The sequence below is a fragment of the Roseovarius indicus genome, from assembly GCF_008728195.1.
Classification (GTDB): domain Bacteria; phylum Pseudomonadota; class Alphaproteobacteria; order Rhodobacterales; family Rhodobacteraceae; genus Roseovarius; species Roseovarius indicus.
The window spans coordinates 1,491,958-1,511,960 of record NZ_CP031598.1 but is presented as its reverse complement, the minus strand read 5'-3'; the positions used below and the strand labels follow the sequence as shown (position 1 = coordinate 1,511,960).

21 protein-coding genes are annotated in these 20,003 nt (G+C 57.9%); 10 read left to right on the top strand and 11 right to left on the bottom strand.

Features of this window, described 5'->3' with window-relative positions; translation table 11 throughout:
* Positions 1-397 precede the first annotated feature (397 nt).
* On the bottom strand, positions 398-2,158 hold the full coding sequence (locus RIdsm_RS07035) for a cobalamin-dependent protein (protein WP_074940149.1): 1,761 nt from the start codon (positions 2,156-2,158) through the stop codon (positions 398-400).
* A 146-nt stretch (positions 2,159-2,304) separates the two neighbouring features.
* Here RIdsm_RS07035 and RIdsm_RS07030 point away from each other — a divergent pair, with 146 nt between their 5' ends.
* Positions 2,305-3,063, top strand: a complete 759-nt coding sequence (locus RIdsm_RS07030) for a pyrroline-5-carboxylate reductase family protein (RefSeq protein WP_057814842.1) — start codon at positions 2,305-2,307, stop codon at positions 3,061-3,063.
* A 160-nt stretch (positions 3,064-3,223) separates the two neighbouring features.
* On the opposite strand, the gene RIdsm_RS07025 is transcribed toward RIdsm_RS07030, so the two are convergent.
* The gene (locus RIdsm_RS07025; RefSeq protein WP_057814840.1) at positions 3,224-4,054 is read right to left on the bottom strand and encodes a phytanoyl-CoA dioxygenase family protein; all 831 of its coding nucleotides are present in this window, start codon (positions 4,052-4,054) and stop codon (positions 3,224-3,226) included.
* A 127-nt stretch (positions 4,055-4,181) separates the two neighbouring features.
* On the opposite strand from RIdsm_RS07025, the gene RIdsm_RS07020 reads away from it, so the two are divergent.
* The 5 genes from RIdsm_RS07020 (at position 4,182) to RIdsm_RS07000 (ending at position 7,700) form a co-directional block, all read left to right on the top strand.
* On the top strand, positions 4,182-4,862 hold the full coding sequence (locus RIdsm_RS07020; protein ID WP_057814838.1) for a GntR family transcriptional regulator: 681 nt from the start codon (positions 4,182-4,184) through the stop codon (positions 4,860-4,862).
* 439 nt (positions 4,863-5,301) lie between these two features.
* Positions 5,302-5,805, top strand: a complete 504-nt coding sequence (locus RIdsm_RS07015) for a hypothetical protein (RefSeq protein WP_057814836.1) — start codon at positions 5,302-5,304, stop codon at positions 5,803-5,805.
* A gap of 240 nt (positions 5,806-6,045) precedes the next feature.
* A complete protein-coding gene (locus RIdsm_RS07010; RefSeq protein ID WP_057814834.1) occupies positions 6,046-6,444 on the top strand; it encodes a flagellar biosynthesis regulator FlaF in 399 nt (132 codons plus the stop codon).
* Positions 6,445-6,447: 3 nt separating this feature from the next.
* Positions 6,448-6,867, top strand: coding sequence for a flagellar biosynthesis repressor FlbT (locus RIdsm_RS07005; protein WP_057814832.1), 420 nt, complete (start codon positions 6,448-6,450; stop codon positions 6,865-6,867).
* A 5-nt stretch (positions 6,868-6,872) separates the two neighbouring features.
* Complete coding sequence (locus RIdsm_RS07000) at positions 6,873-7,700, top strand: DUF1217 domain-containing protein (RefSeq protein WP_057814829.1); 828 nt, start codon at positions 6,873-6,875, stop codon at positions 7,698-7,700.
* 29 nt (positions 7,701-7,729) lie between these two features.
* Here the strand turns inward: RIdsm_RS07000 and RIdsm_RS06995 are convergent, their stop codons facing one another.
* From RIdsm_RS06995 to fliF, 5 genes are all read right to left on the bottom strand, one after another.
* Positions 7,730-8,752 (bottom strand): flagellar motor switch protein FliG, encoded by a 1,023-nt coding sequence (locus RIdsm_RS06995; protein ID WP_057814827.1) that lies wholly within the window; start codon positions 8,750-8,752, stop codon positions 7,730-7,732.
* Positions 8,753-8,861: 109 nt separating this feature from the next.
* The gene (gene fliP / locus RIdsm_RS06990) at positions 8,862-9,680 is read right to left on the bottom strand and encodes a flagellar type III secretion system pore protein FliP (RefSeq protein WP_057815106.1); all 819 of its coding nucleotides are present in this window, start codon (positions 9,678-9,680) and stop codon (positions 8,862-8,864) included.
* Positions 9,681-9,708: 28 nt separating this feature from the next.
* Complete coding sequence (locus RIdsm_RS06985; protein WP_057814825.1) at positions 9,709-10,056, bottom strand: FliM/FliN family flagellar motor switch protein; 348 nt, start codon at positions 10,054-10,056, stop codon at positions 9,709-9,711.
* Complete coding sequence (locus tag RIdsm_RS06980; protein ID WP_057814824.1) at positions 10,044-10,739, bottom strand: FliH/SctL family protein; 696 nt, start codon at positions 10,737-10,739, stop codon at positions 10,044-10,046. Before RIdsm_RS06980 ends, RIdsm_RS06985 begins: the two co-directional genes overlap by 13 nt.
* Entirely contained in the window at positions 10,736-12,436 is a 1,701-nt protein-coding gene (gene fliF, locus RIdsm_RS06975) for a flagellar basal-body MS-ring/collar protein FliF (RefSeq protein ID WP_074940151.1), read from the bottom strand. The genes RIdsm_RS06980 and fliF overlap by 4 nt, the downstream gene beginning before the upstream one ends.
* A 124-nt stretch (positions 12,437-12,560) precedes the next feature.
* On the opposite strand from fliF, the gene RIdsm_RS06970 reads away from it, so the two are divergent.
* The 4 genes from RIdsm_RS06970 to RIdsm_RS06955 are packed head-to-tail and all read left to right on the top strand — an operon-like array spanning position 12,561 to position 15,239.
* On the top strand, positions 12,561-13,274 hold the full coding sequence (locus RIdsm_RS06970; protein ID WP_057814822.1) for a flagellar basal body-associated FliL family protein: 714 nt from the start codon (positions 12,561-12,563) through the stop codon (positions 13,272-13,274).
* Between the two features lie 10 nt (positions 13,275-13,284).
* Positions 13,285-14,214: a flagellar motor switch protein FliM gene (locus RIdsm_RS06965; RefSeq protein WP_074940153.1), complete on the top strand. Its 930-nt coding sequence runs from the start codon at positions 13,285-13,287 to the stop codon at positions 14,212-14,214.
* A complete protein-coding gene (locus tag RIdsm_RS06960) occupies positions 14,211-14,582 on the top strand; it encodes a hypothetical protein (RefSeq protein ID WP_057814818.1) in 372 nt (123 codons plus the stop codon). The genes RIdsm_RS06965 and RIdsm_RS06960 overlap by 4 nt, the downstream gene beginning before the upstream one ends.
* Positions 14,583-14,585: 3 nt before the next feature.
* Positions 14,586-15,239 (top strand): MotE family protein, encoded by a 654-nt coding sequence (locus tag RIdsm_RS06955; protein ID WP_057814816.1) that lies wholly within the window; start codon positions 14,586-14,588, stop codon positions 15,237-15,239.
* A gap of 9 nt (positions 15,240-15,248) precedes the next feature.
* On the opposite strand, the gene RIdsm_RS06950 is transcribed toward RIdsm_RS06955, so the two are convergent.
* The 4 genes from RIdsm_RS06950 to RIdsm_RS06935 are packed head-to-tail and all read right to left on the bottom strand — an operon-like array spanning position 15,249 to position 19,939.
* The gene (locus RIdsm_RS06950; protein ID WP_057814814.1) at positions 15,249-16,379 is read right to left on the bottom strand and encodes an EscU/YscU/HrcU family type III secretion system export apparatus switch protein; all 1,131 of its coding nucleotides are present in this window, start codon (positions 16,377-16,379) and stop codon (positions 15,249-15,251) included.
* Between the two features lie 6 nt (positions 16,380-16,385).
* Positions 16,386-17,141 (bottom strand): flagellar biosynthetic protein FliR, encoded by a 756-nt coding sequence (locus tag RIdsm_RS06945; protein ID WP_057814813.1) that lies wholly within the window; start codon positions 17,139-17,141, stop codon positions 16,386-16,388.
* Between the two features lies 1 nt (position 17,142).
* Positions 17,143-19,236 carry a flagellar biosynthesis protein FlhA gene (gene flhA, locus RIdsm_RS06940; protein ID WP_057814811.1) on the bottom strand — a complete coding sequence of 698 codons (2,094 nt, stop codon included), beginning with the start codon at positions 19,234-19,236 and terminating at the stop codon, positions 17,143-17,145.
* 7 nt (positions 19,237-19,243) lie between these two features.
* Entirely contained in the window at positions 19,244-19,939 is a 696-nt protein-coding gene (locus RIdsm_RS06935; RefSeq protein WP_057814810.1) for a lytic transglycosylase domain-containing protein, read from the bottom strand.
* Positions 19,940-20,003: the final 64 nt, after the last annotated feature.

The window sequence follows — 20,003 nt, the reverse complement described above, 5'->3', positions numbered from 1 at the left end:
CGCGCACCGGCAGATCCGCCTGCAACCTGCAAAGCGGCCCAATCACCGCCCCGGCAGGTGAGCCGGCTGTGTTTGTCGAGCTGCTGTTCTAGGTCCAGCCTGTGAAACGGAACTCCGGGCGGGGCCCGCCTCCTCGGACCCTTCATCATCGATACGAATGCGACGCGCGGTCTGGTGGCCGGACTGGGGACATGCATCAAGGGCCTTTGACACGCGTTGAAGGCGAATTGCCGTGCTGGCTGACCTGGTTCGGAACCTATTCATACCTTGCGGCCGGTCATGACACCCGTCCTGCTTGACCCGAGCCAGGTCGCTTCACTGCGAATGATTGGCTATCGAAATCGAGCTGCCGCTCATGCCGTATAACGACGGCACGGAATTGATGAGGGTAGAGGTATCACCGCCCGGATTGGGACAGAGCCGAGACCCGTTGACACCTGTGCCTCAAGGCCTTCGCCATCTCTTCGAGATCGTGGCACGGTTCGGCACCGATTGCCCTGATCTCTGCAGTCACATCCACGGGCAGATCGGTGTTCGACGTCTCCGGAATCTCGTTGAGCTTTCCGCCTACGAGCACAGGGATGCTGAGCCCGCGCTTTTCGAGTTCGGACAACACGGCGCGCGTATAGCTGAGCGCAATCCCGTTGTAGGTGCTGATCGCGATAACATCCGCCGACACGTCACAGGCACGCGCAACAAGGGCATCCGGATCCAGCGCCACGCCGGCCTCGGTGACCGTAGCGGAAAGACCTGCGAGCGCGCGACTGATGAGATACGCGCCATGCTCGTGCACATCGGTGGTGCCGATGACCACCTTGAGACCATCGCAGCTTGTGCTTCTGGCCTCGGGGGAGAGAAGCCAGTCTCGCGCCATATCGTCCAGCTCTTCGGCCCAATCGGCCGGTACGAGCGGTTGCCTGCGTTGTTCCACGAATGCCCCCTGCCCCCAGGCCGCCTCCATCCGTTTTGCCCCAAGGCGTTTGATCGCCAACATCAGGGCTGCCGGATCAGAGACATCGACGCCAAGTTCAGCCAGCCCGGTCAGAGCGGCGTGAGCAAACAAGCGGCCATGATCGGCAATGCGGCTGGCCAAAGAGTCGACGCGCTCCGGGTCGATCAGGTCCACGTAAGCAGGCGTGTGCTGTGCCAGACGGTGGGCAAAAATCTGGGCGTCCAGAATTTCCTCTACGTCTGGAATACGCAGGTTTTCCGTTACTGGAACAGGATTGATCGCATGGCCAGTATTGGTTCGCGAGAGCGCTACCATGTCGGCCAGCAGATAGCTCGCAAGGCTGGCGTAGTTCGCCGCGGGCAAACCCTGGTAGGCGACGGTATTGCCGAACAGCATCGTGCCGGGTGCGGCGCCTTCGCGCGCCAGCGCAGCGTGAAAGGCTGCGCGGGTCAACGGTGACGAGAAATGATGCCCGAAGCAGAATGACGCCCGGGCACCGATCAGATCCTCTACGATGTGTTTCTCGATCAACATCATGCCGAAGGCGCTGGTCACATCGAGGAACAACCCTGCGAACCCGTCATCCAGATTGGAGTGCACGAGGATCTCGGAGTCCTGCGCGGCAATCAGGCCAAGCGCCGTTACCGTGGCCTCGGTGGTGGCGACGTCGTCATCCCAGTAAGGCAAGCGAAAGGTGAAATACTGGCCGAGATTGCCGATCGCGGTCGCGCCTGCATCGATGGCCGCCTTGGTGTTGTGCAATGCGCCGGGCAGGCCCAGCATGAAATCCCCGAAATGTGCCGCGGCAGGGCAGGCATTGGTGATGCGTGCAAAGTCCTCCGGTCCGCTCAGGACGATGCCCGTGCCGCGCCCCGCCGCGTCACGCTGCTCGGGCGGGTAGCCCATTGACCAGTCGAGCGTGATACCGAAACGGTCGATACGGGCACCTTGTGCCTGCGCCATGTCATGCAGTCGCGCCATTGCATCGACGGTCCGGTCAATGCTGCGAAAGCCGATATGGGCATGTTGCATGATCCGGCCCTCAGCGGCAGTGCGACGTTTGTATTCGGCCTCCGAAGGCACGCTTTCGGTTTGCAGAAAGAGACAGCTGCCAAGACGATGGTCGCGCGCCACCTGTCGCCCTGCATCCAGAAGCGCTCGGCCGGGTTGCATTCGGGGCTCATAGAGCGTGGGGGCGTCGGTCATGAACAACTCCGGTTCAGGGTGGTCGGTCTGAAAGCCCCGCACGGGTGGCGAATTGGCTGGAAACTGTCTATCAGGGCGATCGAAGCAGGCAAACATTGCGACCGGACCAAAGTCGGTCGGCTGGCTGGAATGAAGGGAGACCACACATGAAACTCGGTGTCATTGGCGTGGGCCACCTGGCGGAGACGATCCTGCGAGGGCTCTTGCGCGCGGGGTTGCGGCCAGAGGATATTTGCCTTTCGCCGCGTGGTCATGGGCCGCAAATGGCGAAGGAACATGGCTTCCTCCTTGCCGACGACAATGCGGCCGTAGTCGCGGCCAGCGACTTGGTGCTTCTGGCCGTGCGCCCCGGTGATGCTGAGGAGGCCGTCAACGGCCTGCCGTGGCGAGAAAACCAGGTTCTTATGTCGGCCTGTGCCGGTGTCCCGACGGCTAGGTTGGCCGGCCCGTCGGCGCCCGCGCGCGTAGTCCGGATCATGCCGATCACCGCGTCCGAGTTGGGCGCGAGCCCAACCATCGTCTACCCGATGGACCCGGCGATCTCTCCGTTTCTGGATGCGATCGGCACGACAATGGCGCTGGACACCGAAGAGCAGTTCGAGGCGGCGACGGTCAGCGCGGCGATCTATGGTTGGGCTCAGGACCTGATCCGCACCAGCGCCGAATGGGGCGCGAGCCGCGGGCTGGACCCGGCTCTCGCGCGACAGCTTGCGGCGCAAACATTCGTCGCTGCGGGCCGCATCCAGAGCGAGCAGGAAGCTCCAATGGGTGACATTCTTGCCAGCCTCTGCACGCCAGGGGGCATCACCGCCGCCGGGCTTGAACGGCTGGAACAGGAAGGCATCCACCCCGCATGGAAGGGGGCATGTGAACTGGTGCTCGACATGTTGTCCACAAAGAAGTGAAGACTCGGAGCGCAGCCTGCGCCGGCTTTGCGCATCTTGCGGGCTCAGGTACGGTCGAAAGGCACGATCAGTGAGAACCGACGACACCCGGAAAAGCCCATCGGCCTTTCGGCGGCGGGCTTTTCGAAGGTCAGTCAGGCCTTGAACCTGCAACTCGCTCTCAATCGTGACCGATGGAGAAGTTGTTTCCTGCCTTGTCTTCTCCGCTGACAAGGTAGAGCGGTCGCACCCCATACCCCTGCGCCGGATGTTTCTTCCCGATTTCGGCCCCCAGCTTGTGATCGTAAAGCGATGTGGCCGGCATCAGCCGTACGATAAAGGCCGCGCGTCGCTTATCCGTGCGGTTCGCGCTGGAGCCGTGGATCATGTAGACGTCATGGAACGAAACCTGCCCTGCGCGCAGGATAAGGGGCTCGGCGTCGGCTTCCTCGAAATGATCTGAATCCGTTACGAGGTTGATCGTCTTATCGCTGCCGTCACTCCACGAGTGGCTGAAGAGTTCATGGGCCTTGTGAGAACCGGGAATGAACTTCATCGGCCCGTTCTCGGGCGTGACATCGTCAAGCGGGATCCACATGGTGAGCGTTTCGAGCGGTCGGATCGGGTAGTACTCTCCGTCCTGGTGCCAGGGCGTTTCCTTCCCGTTGTGCGGAGGCTTACCGAAAAGCGTAGTGCCCCAGAGGATGATATCGTCACCGATCAGTTGCCGGGCGATTTCCATCAATTCCGGCTGCGTGGCAAATTCGAGCCATTTCTCAGAGCCCTTGATCCCCATCGAGCCGCCATTTGTCTGATGAGGGGCGAGAATGATGTCAGATTCGACGTGCGGATTGCGCGCCAGCAGATCCTCGTATTCCTGCCGCATTTCGGCGATCAGGTCCTGCGGAATCTCCCAGTCGGGAACGATCCAGCCCTTTTCGTGAAACGTCGCAACGTCCTGCCCGGTCAGGCGCGCGTGGGCGGCCTCCTGATCTTTGCTTATCGTGGACATGGGAACTCCCTATTTCTAATGCGCAAAATATGCCGACAGAATTGTCGACAGTATTACCGACAACATTGACGACCACGATAATATCTGTCAACCATTGAGCGTGAGAGTCAGCGAAACGGAGTGCGGCATGGCGAGGAGTTCGAAAACCACTGTCGATACCGCCTATGACAAACTCCTCGACTTGCTGGTCACATTCACCATCAAGCCCGGCACGAGATTGAATGAATCCGAACTCGCGGCGGATCTGTCGATGAGCCGGGCCCCGGTGCGAGAAGCTCTCAACCGACTCATCGCGGATGATCTGGTCAGGTTCGAACCGGGCCGGGGGTTCTTCTGCCGCCGGCTCAGCGTCCAAGAGATCGCCGACCTTTACGACGTAAGGCTTGATCTTGAGACGGGCGCGCTGCTGCGAACGATGTCACGCGGCCGGACAGTGGAACTGGAAGCTTTCGTGGCACATTGGCGTGAAGCGCTTACGAAGTCCGAAGAAATGGATATCAACGCGCTCGTGCAGGCCGACGAGCAGTTTCACCTTGAACTGGCGAGGCTTGCGAGCAACGCGCCCCGGGTGAAATACCTCTGCAATATCAACGACCGGATTCGGTTCGTGCGCCGGATCAACCTCGAGGAGACAGGCCGCTACTCCGAGGCTCTGGCCGAACACGCAGACCTGTTGGAAGCGATCGCCAATCAAAACACGGATGCCGCTTGCGCTATTCTGCGCGATCATCTCCTGCGGTCCACCGAGGAAGTCCGCCAGCACGTCCAAAACGCGCTGACACGTATCTACGCGGATGACGTGGCATAGACCCACGCTCTGATTGCTTGAAGTGAACGCTCATCCGGAGCGTGCGTAAAGTGGACGGCCTGCGCAGCCAGAATTTTTTGAAGTATCATTGTGCGACAGAAACGGCTGCTTTCACAGGCTCATACTGAGATTGAGTCGCCTCTGCGCAAGGCAACACGTAGGCAGGAATTCACCAACTATTAACAATTATTTTACCTGGCGCCGACATATAGGAATGGAGACTACATTATGTAAATCTCACAACCTCCACCCCAACATATAGAATACCTTGAAATATTAACCACTTGCACGACCGCTCTGGCCTCTGGATAGCCAATGAGGTTCGGTTCGGACGGTTTCGTCAGGACCGACTTACGCAGCATCAGTTAACATATGCCGTGTTCTAAAACTTTGCACGCGACCGTAAAATGAAGTGGGAAGACACTTGGGGGACTGAAAATTGCAAACGAAGGGCTTACTTGAGCAGATTTGGACAAACGGGCTGGAAGTCAGAGGCCACGACGTTCATTCACCGTTAATCGGCATCCTCGCGGCCATTTTGGACCGACCAATTTTGGGATTGGTGGCATCAGAAGGTTTCGAGCAACCGATCATGCTTAACGAAAGCGAGGAAATCTCAGCTGGATTGACGCTCGGCGACATTCTCGAAGAAGAGTTCGGCGTAGAGGTCGAAGTTGACACGGTCATCTTGATCGAACCCGTTCAACTCGCCGATGCGGACGTTTACACAGGCAGAGACCTGGGGAGCATGCTCGGGACGATGCTGGTGAATTACGCGGGCTTCAACCCGATAGGGCATGTTTCGGAAGAAGTGAGCCGCCCTGCCCCGCATACTGTCTCGGATGCGCGCGCCCTTCACATGGTCGAAAGAACCGGGGCGTCAGAAAAGGCCAACAAGAACATCGGAGCAGGCGACGGATCGGCCTTGTCGCATCTCATTTAGACAACCGCATTCAGCGGGCTTTTCTATCCGGACAAGTGGCGGCGGCTCAGACGGTCGCAGCCGATCTACGAGCGCATGTTCGGCAAAAGCGGACAGCTTTTTGCCTGACATGCGCCTCCGTGCCTGCCTCTGAGCCAAAGATTAACAAGTAATCAATTTCGTCGAAAACTTTAATCCAGCTTTAATCTGGCGTGGGTAAACTCGACTTGAGGCAGAAACAAAAAATAGCGAGATAAAACCATGAGCATAGCCGCTTACAAGCGGACTATTTCCGATACAGAAGCGCCGCGGCAAATTGAACGTCGGGTCCTCGTGCAGGTCACATCGCGGCTGGAAAGTGGTCATGTCGATTATGATGCCGCCGAAACGTCAGGCGAGCGGCTGGAAATTCTTTCGAACGGACTGAGGGAAGATGTCTGGCAGAATGAACGGGTATGGCTCGCTTTCAAGGCAGACCTAGCCGAACCGGAAAACGCACTGAGCCCGGATTTGCGCGCGGGGCTTCTTTCACTCGCCATGTGGGTTGAGCGGCATAGCCAGGGCGTTTTGGCCGGGGAAAAGAAGGTCAAACCCCTAATCGACATTAACAAGACGATAATCAATGGGCTGGCTGGCCGGGCATTCAGCACGACGGAATAGACTATGGCGCTGAAACTGACATTGAAACCGAATGAACGTATCATCGTGAACGGCTGCGTCATCCGTAACTCGGACAGGCGGCATTTTCTCGATGTCGAGAACAAGGCTGACGTCGTTCGCGAGTCGGACCTGCTGGATGAAAGCGATGCGGGGACGCCCGTAAAGGAAGTATATTTCTTTGCTCAAACCTGCCTTTTGAACACAGAGCTGCGGGAAAAGTTGATCCCCATTTTGCAGGCGAAGCTCGGCAGGCTCGTCCCGGTGTTCCATGATGAAGTCGCCGGCAACCTTGTCGAAGCCGCCAACCACGTATCCACAAACGACTTTTACAAGGCCATGCGCGCCCTTCGACCGGTCATCCAGTATGAAGAGCGCCTCTACGAAATGATGCACGGCAAGGCCCCCCAGACAGCGGCGGAGTAGGATCATTGGTCATCAGCATCGGTGGATTGGGCAGTCAAATCGCGCTTAACATCATAGACTCGACACGACAGCGGCAGATCATTTCGCTTCGCGAGCAACCTGAACACGAGCGCGCGGCGTCCGCTTTTCGTGAACGGATAGCATCCATCAGCACGCCAGCAGAGCTCGTTAAGGACTTCGAAGTTTATTCCTTTGTCATGAAGGCCTTCGATCTGGAGGAGCAGATCTTCGGCAAGGGGATGATCCGCAAGGTTCTCGAAAGCGATCCGTCGGACGAAACGTCCTTGGTAAACCGCCTGACCGACCCGCGGTTCGGAGAGCTTCACGCTGCTATGGGCTTTACGACAGAGGATGGGCCAACCGACCCCGGTTTCGACAATCCTGTATGGGTTGAACAAATCGTTGAGCGCTATTTCAACCGCGTTTTCGTGAACGACAATGCAGCCCAGAACGACACGGTGGGCAATGTCCTGCATTTTCGCGAAGAAGTGGCCGACATCGACAACTGGTACGATGTTCTCAAGGATACACGACTGACCGATTTCTTTCAGGTTGCCCTGGGCCTGCCAAAAGAGCTGGCGGGCCTTGAGGTGGATGCGCAGAAACTTCGATACGAAGAAAAACTGAACATCGCTGACTTGAAGGATCCCAAGGTCAGGGAAGACCTTGAGGCAAAGTACATCGCGATTTCAGATGTCCTGAACCCGCCGCAAACGCTGTCAGGATCGCGCCTGGCCTCACTTTTCAATCCTGTCGGAATTGGTGCGCAGTTCGTGCCACTTACGCTTGAGATCTCTCCGGTGACGTTTTCCGCCTCATCGCTGTATCGCTGACGACCTAACGCGGTGAACACCGGCTGAAACTAGGTCAGCATCTCCTCTTCTTCGTCGCTTGGAAGTTCAATCTCTCCTTCCGCAGCGAGCCTGAGGGCAACCTCCACCAGTTCGGTCTGTGCGGCTTTCGCGTCCCGGCTGCGCACGCCTCCCATCGTGGCCATTTCATCGGCCAGCATGTCCCGCGATCGAGAAGGCAGAGCGGCCAGGAACACGTCGCGCACCCCCTTCTTGGCGCCCCTCAGGGCCAGCGGCAACGTATTCCCGCCAGCTTCCCGCATTACCTTTGACAGAATATTGGCTTCTAGTTTTGCAAGATCGTCGAAGACAAACATCTGCTGTTTAAGCGAGCGGAATCGCTCCGGTTCGCGCTGCTGCAATTCGCGCGCGACGCTGTTGAACATATCCTCGTCCAACTTGTTGAACACTGACACGATCTGCTTTTCGATCAGGGCAGTGGCGTTGTTGCCGGACTTGGAGAGAATATCCTTGCGAATACTGTCTTCTACATTCTGAAGGGTTTCGAGCGAGAGGTTGTTTATGGCCAGCATCCGCTGGATCAATTCCGCCGCACGTTCGGCCCCCAGCAGGGGCAAAACCTTGGCAGCCGTTTCCGGCCGAATGCGGCTCAGGATCAACGCCACGGTCTGATTGTGTTCCGGCCGAATGATATCGGCCAAAGACTTTTCGTTCATCGCAGACAGGTCTTCCCAGACAGTGCTGCGTTTGCTGTCTTCGATTTCTCCCAGTATTTCCGAAACCCGTTCCTCGGGTAGAAACTCCTTCAGCAGCCCCCTTGCCGCCTCGACCGAGCCGACGATCGACCCGTATTCCGAAACTTTCTCGCCGAACTCCTGCATGATCTCTTCCACGATCTCTGCCTGGACTTCGCCCATGGTCGAGATCGCATTGCTGATCTGACGAATCTCCTTCACATCCAGTTGCTGCATCAATGCGCCCCCCCGTTCCTCTCCGAGGCACAGGAACAGGACCGCCGACTTCTGGGCGCCGTTGAGCTTTCTAGCTTTGAAGTACGATGAATAGTGATTCATGTGCTTTTCAACCGTTACGGATGTAGGTCGCCCACTCTTTTATCACCAAATCTTGTGGTTGCGAACAGGAAGTTGGCAAAATTTGGTATGGAACCAGGATTTCCACCGGTTATCCGCCTAACAATTGGTAGGATTGCATCAAAGACCCGGCGAGCAGGTACCACCCATCGATAAGCACGAAGAAAATGACCTTGAATGGCAGTGCAACAAGCACCGGCGGCAACATCATCATACCTGCGCTCATAAGCACGGATGCGATGATGAGGTCGATCGCGATGAAGGGCAGATACAGAAGAAATCCGATCGTGAACGCACGGCGCAATTCGGAAATCATGAATGACGGGACCAGTACGCGCCAATCTACGTCTGCCTGATCTGTCGGGGGCGTTGCCTCTTCTTCCGTGCTTTGAGAGATTTCCACGAACAATTGGATGTCCTTCGGCCTGGTGTTGGCGAGCATGAAATCGCGAAACGGTTCCATGATATTGAGAACGGCCTGTTCTTCGGTGATCGAGTTCTCGAGCAGGGGGCGAAGGCCACCGTCCCACGCATCGTCGAAGACGGGTTGCATGACAAACAAGGTCATGAACAACGCCATGGCATTGAGCACCATGTTCGGGGGGGTCTGGTTCAGGCCAAGCGCCAGCCTGAGCATGGACAGTACGATGACGAACCGCGTGAAGCTGGTTGCGACGACAAGCAAACCCGGGGCAATGCTGAGAACCGTAACCAGGGCAAAGAGTTGCAAAAGGCGCCCGGACAAGCCGGCGCTTTGATCGCTACCCGGCTCCGCACCGGACAGGTCGCTGGACAAATCCCTGAGCAAGCTGCCAAGACCGCTGTCCTGAGCAAGCGCTGGGGCGGCCGCAACCATAATGAGCGCCAGCAAAACCAGGGCCCCGGCGAAATGTCTCGACCGATAAAACATGAGAGGGGGCAAGCGCACGACCGCGATCCTAGTCGGTGACGAAATCCTTCACGATTTCCCTAAGCGCAACCCCGATCATTCCGCCGCGCACCTTCACAAGATCCCCACGGGCAACCATGCGATCATTCACCATTATGTCCACAGGGTCACCGACCTTCCGGTCCAGCTCGATGACAGACCCCTTGGACAGGTTCAGGATTTCCGAAATCGGAAGTTTGGCACGGCCCAGAACAACACGCACGTCCAGCTTGACGCCGAAAATCGCATCTATGTTGCGGCCGGTCGCCTCGTGCCGCGCCTCCGTTTCGGTGGCGGTTTGGGGCTCGGCCTCATCTTCTTTCGGCTGGGGTTCAGTAATCTGGTTCAAGTCTTGCATTCTGCGGACCTTTCGATTTGTGCTCTCAATTCATCCGTGGCCGTCTGAAACGCTTTTTCTACGCGCTCACATGCGACGGAAAGATCGTATTCAAGCCCGCCACCCAGCCAGTCCATGCGAACGCGCCCCGGTTCCATGCCGGCGCTGGCCTCGATTGAAAGCTCCGTGTTTCGTTTGCTGCCGGTCTTCCAGCCCAAGGAAAGCCTTTCGACCTCATCGGCGAGAGCAGGTTCGACTTGAACCCGTAGAATTGGGCTGTCCTGGGAAAATTTCAGGCTTGAGATGACTTGCGTAACAGCCAGTTCAGCGGCGCGGCTCGCAACGATCCGGGGAAAGACTGCAGAGCAGATTGACTGCACCAGTTCCGAGATCTCGAGTTCCGCTTCCGCCCGCAACTCGGCTTCCAGGCCGATCAGTTTCTCCATGCTTTTGCGGATTTCTTCTGCCGTTGAGGCCAGGCTGGCCTCAAGCGACCGTGCCGCCTCTTTCGCCGCTTCGGTCTCGCCATCCGCGAAACCCTCGGCATAAGCGTTTGCCTTGGCATCCTCGACAAGCTGGCTGACCATTTCCATCGACATGCTGTCGGGAATGTCCGGTTCGGTTGCTGTCCTCGACCCGGATGCAACGCCTGAAACCAATGTGTCGTTATCAAGATCAAAGTTGCGTTGAAACAGATCGATCATGTCTCGGCCTCGGCCATCAACCAGGTCCGGAGCACCTTGAGAACCTGGTCGGGCCTTTCATCGGCAAGTTTCTGGATGCCCTCCACCCGCGCCTTCAGCAGGTTCCCCCGAACGCCCAATGCTTCAACGTATTCGTGCGGGCCTGCATCACTGAGCGGATCGAATGGTGCAGCAATATCGACTGATTTTCGCTCGGGAGGTAGAACGCTGCCATCCGGTAGCGAGGATTGAGCAAGACGCGAGTCTTCGCTGTTCATGGCGGCAGATCCGTCGGAGGCGTCTGCAAGCAGGTCCGGGTTGCCATCTCTTCCCGGAAGCGCCGGTTGAGGCTCCTGAGACAGGTACTTCAAGGCAGGGCGCACACCCAGGATGACGACGAGACCGACAACCAAAAGGGCCAGAAGCCCGCGAAGAATCGGAACGATGTTCCTGGAAATCTGCTGGGACATCGAGAGTGTGATCGGGTCACCGACTTCCATCGAGTAGTCCATGAACCGCATGCTGTCGACGGAGACGGAATCGCCGCGCTGTTCATCGAACCCGACCGCAGACTTGATCAGGCCCTCGAGTCGTTGGAGTTCCTCCTCCGTACGTTCCGAGTAGGTTACATCCGACCCTTCCACGGAGTAGATGCCGTTGATCAGAACAGCCACGGAAAGCCGCTTGATCTCACCGGCCTCCTTGACGATCTCCCGGCGCGTGTTGCCGATCTCGTAGGTCACCGTCTCGCCAGAAATAGACCGGCGTGTGGATGCGCCTTCCTGACCGTCGAGCAAAGCCGCCGGAATGTTGTTCTCAACCCCGACGTTTCCGCCTTCGGTTCCCGACTGGCTTTCAGTATTGTTTTCGGTTGACCGGACAACCTGTTGATCTGGGTCAAACGATTGCTCGACGACAACTTCACGATGCGTCGTCAAATCGGCGTTCACACGAACGCGGGCGTTCCCGGCCCCCACTCGCGCAGTCAGGATATCCTGGATTTCCCGCGACAGGCGATCTTCTATGCCAGTCTTCGCCGACTGCATCGTGATCTGGCCATCCGTTTCGTTCCCCTCCGCGAGAATTGTCTCACCACTCGCGGAAAGAACCGTGACGCGCCGCAGATCGAGATCGGCCACGGACGATGCCACAAGGTTGCGGATCGCAATCGCCTGCTTTCGGGAGACAGGCCGACCCGGCACAGGACGAACGATAATCGATGCCCGCGGAACAGGAACATCGCGCGAGAAAGGCTCACGCTCGGGAATGACAAGGTGAACGCGCGCGCTTTGAACTCCATCAAGGGTCTGGATTGACCGCGCAAGTTCTCCTTCCATGGCACGAAGCTTGTTCACACTTTGCATGAACGAGTTCATGGCCAGACCGCTTTGATCGTCGAAGAGCTCCCAGCCAGGGTCACCGTCGATGGGCACGCCGGTTTCTGCCAACACCATTCGCGCACGTGCAAGATCGCTACGCGGCACCAGAACGCTTGATCCGTCGTCCGAAACGCGAACTGGGAAACCGGCGCCGAGCAAGGTCGTCTCTACCGATCCGGATGTGGAAACCGAAAGGTTCTGATAGACCGGCGCATAGTCAGGCTTGGTTACCGCACCAAGGCCAAGCAATAGCGCCGCAACCAACGCCGCGAGGGTGCCGCCTAAAATCAGAAGCCGACGCCGGCCAAGATTTCGCAAGTTTTCGACGAAAGAATTCACGGCAACTTCCTTTTCTTGTTATTGATAGACCAAAAATTGCATGATCTATCAAGAAAAACTTTCATCTAATCTTGTTACGAGATAAGAACAAATTACTGGAAGCACGGAAACACTAGTTGACGCGATGGCCAAGCCAGCAAAACCCTCGAAGCCGACAAAGCGGCCCGCAAAACCCAGTGCGGACGATGCTGCGCAGACGCGCGCTGCGCAGGTCAAATCGAACCGCCGCCTTTTGATGGTGGCCGCCCTGATGTGCGTCGCGTCCTTGGGGGGCGGGTTCATCCTTGCGCGTATCGCCTACCTGGAGGACGCCGCCAGCTACGAGCCCGGGCAAGAACAGGATGCCGAAGACACCGCGCATACTCAGGGCGACGAAGATCACGCCGGATCAAACGATGCGGGCCACAACCGCATCACGGACCCGCTTGCTCAGGGGGATCATCCTGCTGGCGATGCGATAGCCCTGCAGGACAAGACCGGCGACGAAGACGCGCATGACTCAGAGAATGAAAAGGCGGATGACGGCCTTCTGGACTTTGGCGAGGTGCTGACGAACATCGCAAGCACATCGTCCACGGGCGAAACGACCAAGGCTTTTCTCAAGGTCAATCTGATCGTCGTGTATCGAACCGACCCGGGCGCGGCTGACATCATGAAGCAGCGGGAACCGTTCATGCGCGATCTGTTCAATGCCTACCTTCGCGGGCTGACCGAGGCCGATGTACGGGGCATGTCAGGCATCGTTCGCGTCAAAGCGCAATTACTCAAGCGTGCCAGAGCGGCGGTCGGTAGCGACTTGCCCGAAGAAATCCTGATCAGCGACCTGATCGTGCAATAGGGAGGTAAATTTGCAGACCACGGCTCAGTCTGAATTGCATGGCGCAGACCTGATCGACGAGATCATTCGGCTTTCGGACTTCAATTTCCAGCGCCTGCCAATGCTCGAGATCATCGGCGAGCGGTTCGTCGAAAACCTCTCGGTCGCGCTTCCCGAGCATACTCGTGTCATCTGCGAAGCGTCGTTGGCACAGTTCGAATATATGCCGCTCGCTCAGATCATCGACGCCCTTCCGACGCCGCCGATGATCGCTACGTGCAGCGGGTCGTTGCTCGACGGCGACTTCATGATGATAACCGATCCGCAATTGGCGCTGACATTCGTGGAGTTGTCACTGGGCGGCACAGCGGAAGGCGCACTGGGGGACGTTCCGAAGGCTTATACGGGAATAGAGTGCGGGTTCGGCGCACAATTGGCCCGGATACTTCTTCGTGAGCTACAGTCCAGCATGTCGGTTATCGGCCCGATGGAGCTCGAACTGGAGAACATCGAGACTGACCCCGAAGCAGCCAACATCGCACCGCAGGCGAGCCTCTGCGTGAGGTTCAAGATCTCCGTGGCAATGGCGGGCCGTACCGGCGCGCTCTACGTGGTTCTGCCTTACGACACGCTGGAACCGATCCGCGCGAACCTGGCGAAGGTGCATTTCGGAGATGGTGGCAACGGTGACCGCGGCTGGCAGAAACTGATTTCCGGCCAGTTGGAGCGCGCGCATCTGAACCTGGAAGTCATCCTGGCCGAACAAAGCGTATCGCTTGATCGGCTGATGCGATTGAAGCCTGGCGACGTACTGGAAATCTATGGCTCGGAAGATTCGGATGCCCTGGTGCGGTGCGAGGGCACGCCGGTCTTTCGAGCCACCACCGGAAAGAGAAACAACGGCCATGCAGCCGTTCAAATCACCAAGATGCTGGAACTGCCTGAAGGAGAAGTAGAATGATTGCCGGGATCACGGACGCCATCATTATCGTGTTGCTCGCCGGAACGACGCTTTACGGATACTGGGTGTCGCGGAAGGTGAAGAAACTCATGTCCGCGCTCAACGAGCTGGAACCCCTCGTCCAGGCCTACGCTATGGCCGTGGACAAGTCGGAAGACTCGGTCAACCTCATGCGCTCCGGTGTTGTCGCGGCGGCAACGGCCAAAGCCACGGCAGAATTGGATAAAGCCGAGCCCTTGAAAGAGGAGCCTGAGTTCCACCCGCGCCGTTCGGCGCCCGAAAACGGCCTTGGCATCCAGTCCCTGTCGGACAAGAAGGATCTTGTCCGCGGCTTTTTCGAACAAACCCGGATGGAACGGAGGGCCTGATAGATGAAGTGGCCCCAAGTCTCGATAGGCAAGCTCCTCTGGGGTGGACTTGGTCTGACCCTTTTTGCCAAGGCGGCGACATCCCTGCCCATCGTGCCGTTCAACCCGACTGGTCCGGAACCCTTCGTTCTGGTCGCCGGCAGCACCGAAACTGAAAACGAGGCCACCCCGGAGTCGGATGTGCCGCCAATCGTTCCCGGGCTGAAACAGTCAGGCAACGTTTGCGAGGCACCCGAGGAAGTCATGCTTGCGCTCGAAGAGCAGCGGAAACTGGTCAAGGCTCAAGAAAGCGAGTTGGAAGCGCGCCGCTCGGAAATCGCGCTGGCCCGTGAAAAGCTGGATATCGAGAAGGAGGGATTGAACGCCCTCAAAGCGTCGATCGAGGAGTTGCTTGCACGAGTCGAGGCAGCCAAGACCGATGACCTGGAGCGCCTGATCGCCTTTTACCAGAACATGAAGCCTGCCGATGCGGCGAGGATCATGGACGATATGGACATCGAGACAACGATCATGGTGTTGGGCACGATGAAACCGCGCGTGGCCGCGCCTATCTTGGCCAAAATGTCACCCGTGCGCACACGAGCCGTGTCTAAGATCATCCTGGAACGGTCCCAATTGCCTGGCGATCAGGACCTGCGCGGCGTTCGGATCGATTGACCGGTCGGCCTAGACCGGACGCTTCAGCAGCCCTGAACCTGGCGGAAGCTTTCGCGTGACGCCGCGCTCTTTCAGGGCCATGACAAAGCTGACGATTTCAGCGACAGCTTCCCATTGCTCGGCCGGGACTATCTCGTCGAGGTCGGCGACGTCGAACAGCAGCCGTGCCAGAGGCTTGTTCTCAATGACCGGAATATCGTGCTCGAATGCCAGTTCGCGAATCCGAAATGCGAGGTTATCCGCACCTTTGGCCACGCAGACAGGTGCGATATCGGTTTGGGGATCGTATTTCAGCGCAACCGCGAAGTGCGTCGGATTGGTCAGAACGAGATTTGCAAGCGGTACGGCCACTGCGACCCTCTGCTGAGAACGCTCTCGCCGCAATCTCGCCCGCCTGGCACGGACTTCAGGGTTGCCTTCCGTTTCCTTCAGTTCGTCACGAACTTCCTTGAGGGTCATCATCTGACGCCGTCGCCAATCGTAGCGACGCCAGAGAATGTCCAACACGGCTATCGGCACCAGTAGGCAGGCTGTCCAAATCAACAACTGCTTGGCGTGCGCCACGATGTAACTGGGAAGATACTCGGGGATAAAGCCAAGCCCGGCCCAGATATCCTGAACCGCGCGGTTCGTCACCCAGACGGCCAGCGCGCCCACTGCCAGGACCTTTACAAGGTTCTTCGCGAATTCCACGAAAGAGCGCAAAGAGAACAGTCTCTTCAAGCCTTCCTTTGGGGAAATCTTAGACAGCTTCGGCCTGATCCGTTCGGGGGAAACTACGGTGATACCCTGTATCAGCGCTCCGAACAGAGCTCCGGCCATGAGGATTGCGAAGACCGGAAGGATCGCGCTGACCAATCCTGAAAGGGCAGCGCTTGAGGCATCCTGCAGATCGTTGAGGCCGACCTGTCCGTTCCCGACCACCACCTGCCCCGCATCTTCGATCAATACGGCCAGCGACCCGATCAATTTATCTACTTGCATCGGAAGCGCGAATGCCGCGATGCCAAGAAGCGCGAGAACGACCACCATATTGCCTGTCTCGCGTGATGCCGGCACATCGCCTTTCCGGTACGCGTCTCTGATCCGCTTCTCGGTCGGCTCTTCTGTCTTGGTGTCCTTGTCCTGCTCTTCAGACATATCGGATCAGAGTTGGAACAGAGTTAGCCATTCAACAAAATCCCCAATGAAAAAGGTGATCGCGGAGGGTGTGGCCACTAGCAGAATCAAAAACCCGATCCCGATCAACAGTGACGCGGCCACAAAGAAGACGGGAAGTTGCGGCATCATACGGTTCGCCAGCCCCATGCCAAGGTTCAAGATCACTCCCATGACAAAGAAAGGCGCGGCAACGGCAGTGCCCAGGTAAAGGCTATGCGATCCGACTCGAACCATCGTTTCAGCAAGATCCCCGACGATGACATTTCCAGGGGTGAAGACATCGTAGCTCTGCACCAGGGCAATGAGGATCATGTGGTGCGCGTCGGTCGCGAAGATCACGGTGATGGTGCTGATTAGCAGTAATGTTGCAACCATGGTTGCCCCCTCGAACGAGCCGAAGGAAGGCCCGAAGGCATTTGCCAAGCCGATCACCTGCCCGATCTGGTTGCCTGCAAACTGCATGGCCGACAAAAACACGCGACCGGCAAGGCCCATCCATAGCCCGATCGTAACTTCCGACCCCAATAGCAGGGCAATCGCCACGGTATTGTCGGGCATCGCGGCAGGTGTAGGCACAACAGGATAGAGCGCGGCACAAAGCACCAGGGAAAAGGACAGCCTTGTACGAACCGGGAACTGCGCCTCTCCGAACGCAGGCATGAACATCAGCGCCGCGCCGATACGCGCGACTACTGCCAGATACCCAAAAATCAGTTCCGCGACAAAGTCGTCGATGCCCATCTTAGCCGCCCACGGTGCCCACCGTCCGCAAAGATGCCTTGCGGTGAACCTCGTTGTGGGAAATGACCGGGGTCGTGGGACTTACACGCTCAAGAACCGACCGGACGTACGGGCGCGCCGCCGGCGAAACGAGAAGGGCCGGCCATTTATCACTTTCCGAGTGTTTCTGGATTTCCTTGCGGATGGCGATGACAAGCTCCTGAACCCGTTTCGGGGACATCAGAAACGTCTCTTCCCCATCGGTTCTTGAAATCGCGTTTGTGATCTCCTGCTCCCATTCAGGGCTCAGACCGATTGCCGGAACATACCCGGACATATCCGCCAGCGATTGACAGATCTGTTTGGCCAGTCTTCCGCGCACATATTCCACAATGGTTTGTATCTTTTGCGTGTTCGAGGCCGCCTCGGCGACGGCCTCGATGATCCGGGGCAGGTTTCTAATCGACACCCTTTCGCCAAGGAGCGATTGCAAGACATGCTGCAGCACCACGGTTGGCGGTGTGCTGCTGCCGCAATCCGAAAGAAGTTTCTGATATTCCTTTGGCAATTCGTCGATGAGCTTCTGGGTCGCGGCGTATGTCAGGATCTCCGGCATATGCTCCTTGATCACCTCGGTCAGATGGGTCGTGATGACGCTTTCCGGATCGACAACCGTCAATCCTTGCATCTCGGCCTCGGAGGCCCGCGAGTCATCTACCCAGACAGCGTTCAGCCCGAATGTGGGTTCTCGGGTGCGGATACCGGGAAGGGTGATGTCTTTGCCACTTGGATCAATGACCATCATCATCAATGGCCTGACTTCGCCGCGCGCCGTTTCCACGCCCTGCAGTTCGACGGAGTACTCGTGAGACGGCAAGCCGGCATCGTCCTTAATGCGCACAGGTGGCAGGACAAAGCCGAAATCCTGGATGAACAGGTTTCGCAAGCTCTTGACCTTCCCAGGAAGAGCCGCATCGACGGATGTGATCAGCGGGACCAGGGCCGAACCGAGATTGAGGCGCAGATCATCGACCTTGAGGAGATCGGAAATCGCCTCGCTTTCCGACAACACAGGCTCCTTGGCACGGCTCTCCTCTGCGGCCGCTTCCCGGCGGCGCTTCTGTTCCGCCGCGTTCACGAAGTAACCGAGCGCCGCGATCGCAGCGGCGAGCGGAAAGAAAATCGAAAGTGGAAAGCCCGGCAACAGGCCAACGCACAGCGTCAGACCGGCAGCCATGAACAGGGCTTTCGGAAAGTTGCTGAGCTGGCTCAGAACGGCTTCGTTCGCGGCGCCCTTCGTTCCACCCTTGGTGACCAGCACGCCCGCGGCAAGAGACACGACCAGAGCAGGAATTTGCGTCACCAGACCATCCCCGATGGTCAGGACAGTATACCGTCCGAGCGCTTGCCCCACGCTCAGCTCATGGCTAGCAATACCGATTAGAATCCCGCCAACCACGTTGATGAACGTGATGATGATCCCTGCCACGGCATCGCCCCGAACGAATTTGGATGCGCCGTCCATCGCGCCAAAAAAGGCACTTTCCTCTTCCAGGGTCTTGCGCCGCTCGCGAGCCTCCTCGTCGGTGATGGCACCGGCGCTCAGATCGGCGTCGATTGCCATTTGCTTGCCAGGCATGGCGTCGAGTGAGAAGCGCGCGGCAACTTCTGCAATTCGTGTCGAACCCTTTGTAATCACGATGAAGTTAATCGTCACGAGGATGGCAAAAATCACGATCCCGATGACGTAATCCCCTCCAACGATGAAGTGGGCAAACCCCTCGATCACGCTTCCGGCTGCACCGGGACCATTGTGCCCTTCACTCAGGATCAGGCGGGTCGAGGACACATTGAGCGCCAAGCGCAACATCGTGACGACCAGAAGAAGTGTCGGAAAGGAGTTGAAGTCGAGAGGGGTGCTGATCCAGAGGGCGACCATGAGGATGAGCACTGACAACGACAGCGAAACCGCTAGGCCAAAATCCAGAATTGAAGGCGGGAGAGGTACAAACAGCACCGCAAGAATAAGCATGACGCCAACGGCAAAGCCGATATCACGATGGTTCCCGCCGAAACTGGTCCAGGAGAGGCTGCTGTTTGCAATGCGAACGTTCATTGAGGTTTCAAAACCACTCTTTGTAGCCCGGCAAGACCGGTTGGAGGGCATGTTTCGAATAGATCGAGAAGCTCATCGTGCCTGAGGAGTCTTCCAGGTTGCCGCCCCCCCAGAAAACCGGCGGCGCTGGAGTTTCGTCAGCGGCGGCAGGCCCGCTTCTGACTTGCATGGGAACGTTCGCCTGCGCGTCAAAGAGGCGCGTCGCCGCGGCAAGGTTGGATTCCAGCTTTGCGAGATACCTCTGCTTGAACTGCGGCGTGGCCGAGTGATAGCGGCCCGCAGCTTGCCACCAGTTGCCGGTGTCCCGGTAGAGCGACAGCAGAAACCGCGCTGCATAGTCCACATTCGCGCGGGGGGTCGCGGCATCTTCCAGAGAGGAAAACGCGCCTTTGTGCCATTTCAGATTGATTTGCATACATCCCACGTCGATAGACGTGACGCCCTGAGCGCGCTTGTCCTCAACCCACTCCAACATGTGCTCGCGACTTGCGAAAAACCGCCCCTCGCCTTCCGCATTGACTGTCCAGGGCCAGACCGTCAGCTCATTGTTGGCAAGCCTGCCCGCCTCCTGAAGGCCGATTGCAAGAAGCAGGTTGTTGGGAATTCCATGTCTTTTCTGGGCGTCCAAAATGGCCGACAGGCACACCGTGTCCGACGCCTTGCTGCCCGGCGCCATCGAGGCAGCCGGGCGTTTCTCTGTCATGGATGTGTAGAAGCCTGCCCAGAGTTCCGCTTTGGGGCCGTTTGTGGGCAGTAGGCCCGCGGCA

What these genes read in the sequence shown, in the direction of transcription:
- RIdsm_RS07020 (WP_057814838.1), top strand. Translation starts at nt 4,182, where the DNA reads ATGGCGAGGAGTTCGAAAACCACTGTCGATACCGCCTATGACAAACTC.
- RIdsm_RS06995 (WP_057814827.1), bottom strand. Translation starts at nt 8,752, where the DNA reads ATGAATCACTATTCATCGTACTTCAAAGCTAGAAAGCTCAACGGCGCC.
- RIdsm_RS06980 (WP_057814824.1), bottom strand. Translation starts at nt 10,739, where the DNA reads ATGATCGATCTGTTTCAACGCAACTTTGATCTTGATAACGACACATTG.
- RIdsm_RS06960 (WP_057814818.1), top strand. Translation starts at nt 14,211, where the DNA reads ATGATTGCCGGGATCACGGACGCCATCATTATCGTGTTGCTCGCCGGA.
- RIdsm_RS06935 (WP_057814810.1), bottom strand. Translation starts at nt 19,939, where the DNA reads ATGACAGAGAAACGCCCGGCTGCCTCGATGGCGCCGGGCAGCAAGGCG.
- RIdsm_RS07035 (WP_074940149.1), bottom strand. Translation starts at nt 2,158, where the DNA reads ATGACCGACGCCCCCACGCTCTATGAGCCCCGAATGCAACCCGGCCGA.
- RIdsm_RS06945 (WP_057814813.1), bottom strand. Translation starts at nt 17,141, where the DNA reads ATGGGCATCGACGACTTTGTCGCGGAACTGATTTTTGGGTATCTGGCA.
- RIdsm_RS07005 (WP_057814832.1), top strand. Translation starts at nt 6,448, where the DNA reads ATGGCGCTGAAACTGACATTGAAACCGAATGAACGTATCATCGTGAAC.
- RIdsm_RS07010 (WP_057814834.1), top strand. Translation starts at nt 6,046, where the DNA reads ATGAGCATAGCCGCTTACAAGCGGACTATTTCCGATACAGAAGCGCCG.
- RIdsm_RS06950 (WP_057814814.1), bottom strand. Translation starts at nt 16,379, where the DNA reads ATGTCTGAAGAGCAGGACAAGGACACCAAGACAGAAGAGCCGACCGAG.
- fliP (WP_057815106.1), bottom strand. Translation starts at nt 9,680, where the DNA reads ATGTTTTATCGGTCGAGACATTTCGCCGGGGCCCTGGTTTTGCTGGCG.
- RIdsm_RS07025 (WP_057814840.1), bottom strand. Translation starts at nt 4,054, where the DNA reads ATGTCCACGATAAGCAAAGATCAGGAGGCCGCCCACGCGCGCCTGACC.
- RIdsm_RS06955 (WP_057814816.1), top strand. Translation starts at nt 14,586, where the DNA reads ATGAAGTGGCCCCAAGTCTCGATAGGCAAGCTCCTCTGGGGTGGACTT.
- RIdsm_RS06985 (WP_057814825.1), bottom strand. Translation starts at nt 10,056, where the DNA reads ATGCAAGACTTGAACCAGATTACTGAACCCCAGCCGAAAGAAGATGAG.
- RIdsm_RS07030 (WP_057814842.1), top strand. Translation starts at nt 2,305, where the DNA reads ATGAAACTCGGTGTCATTGGCGTGGGCCACCTGGCGGAGACGATCCTG.
- flhA (WP_057814811.1), bottom strand. Translation starts at nt 19,236, where the DNA reads ATGAACGTTCGCATTGCAAACAGCAGCCTCTCCTGGACCAGTTTCGGC.
- RIdsm_RS06970 (WP_057814822.1), top strand. Translation starts at nt 12,561, where the DNA reads ATGGCCAAGCCAGCAAAACCCTCGAAGCCGACAAAGCGGCCCGCAAAA.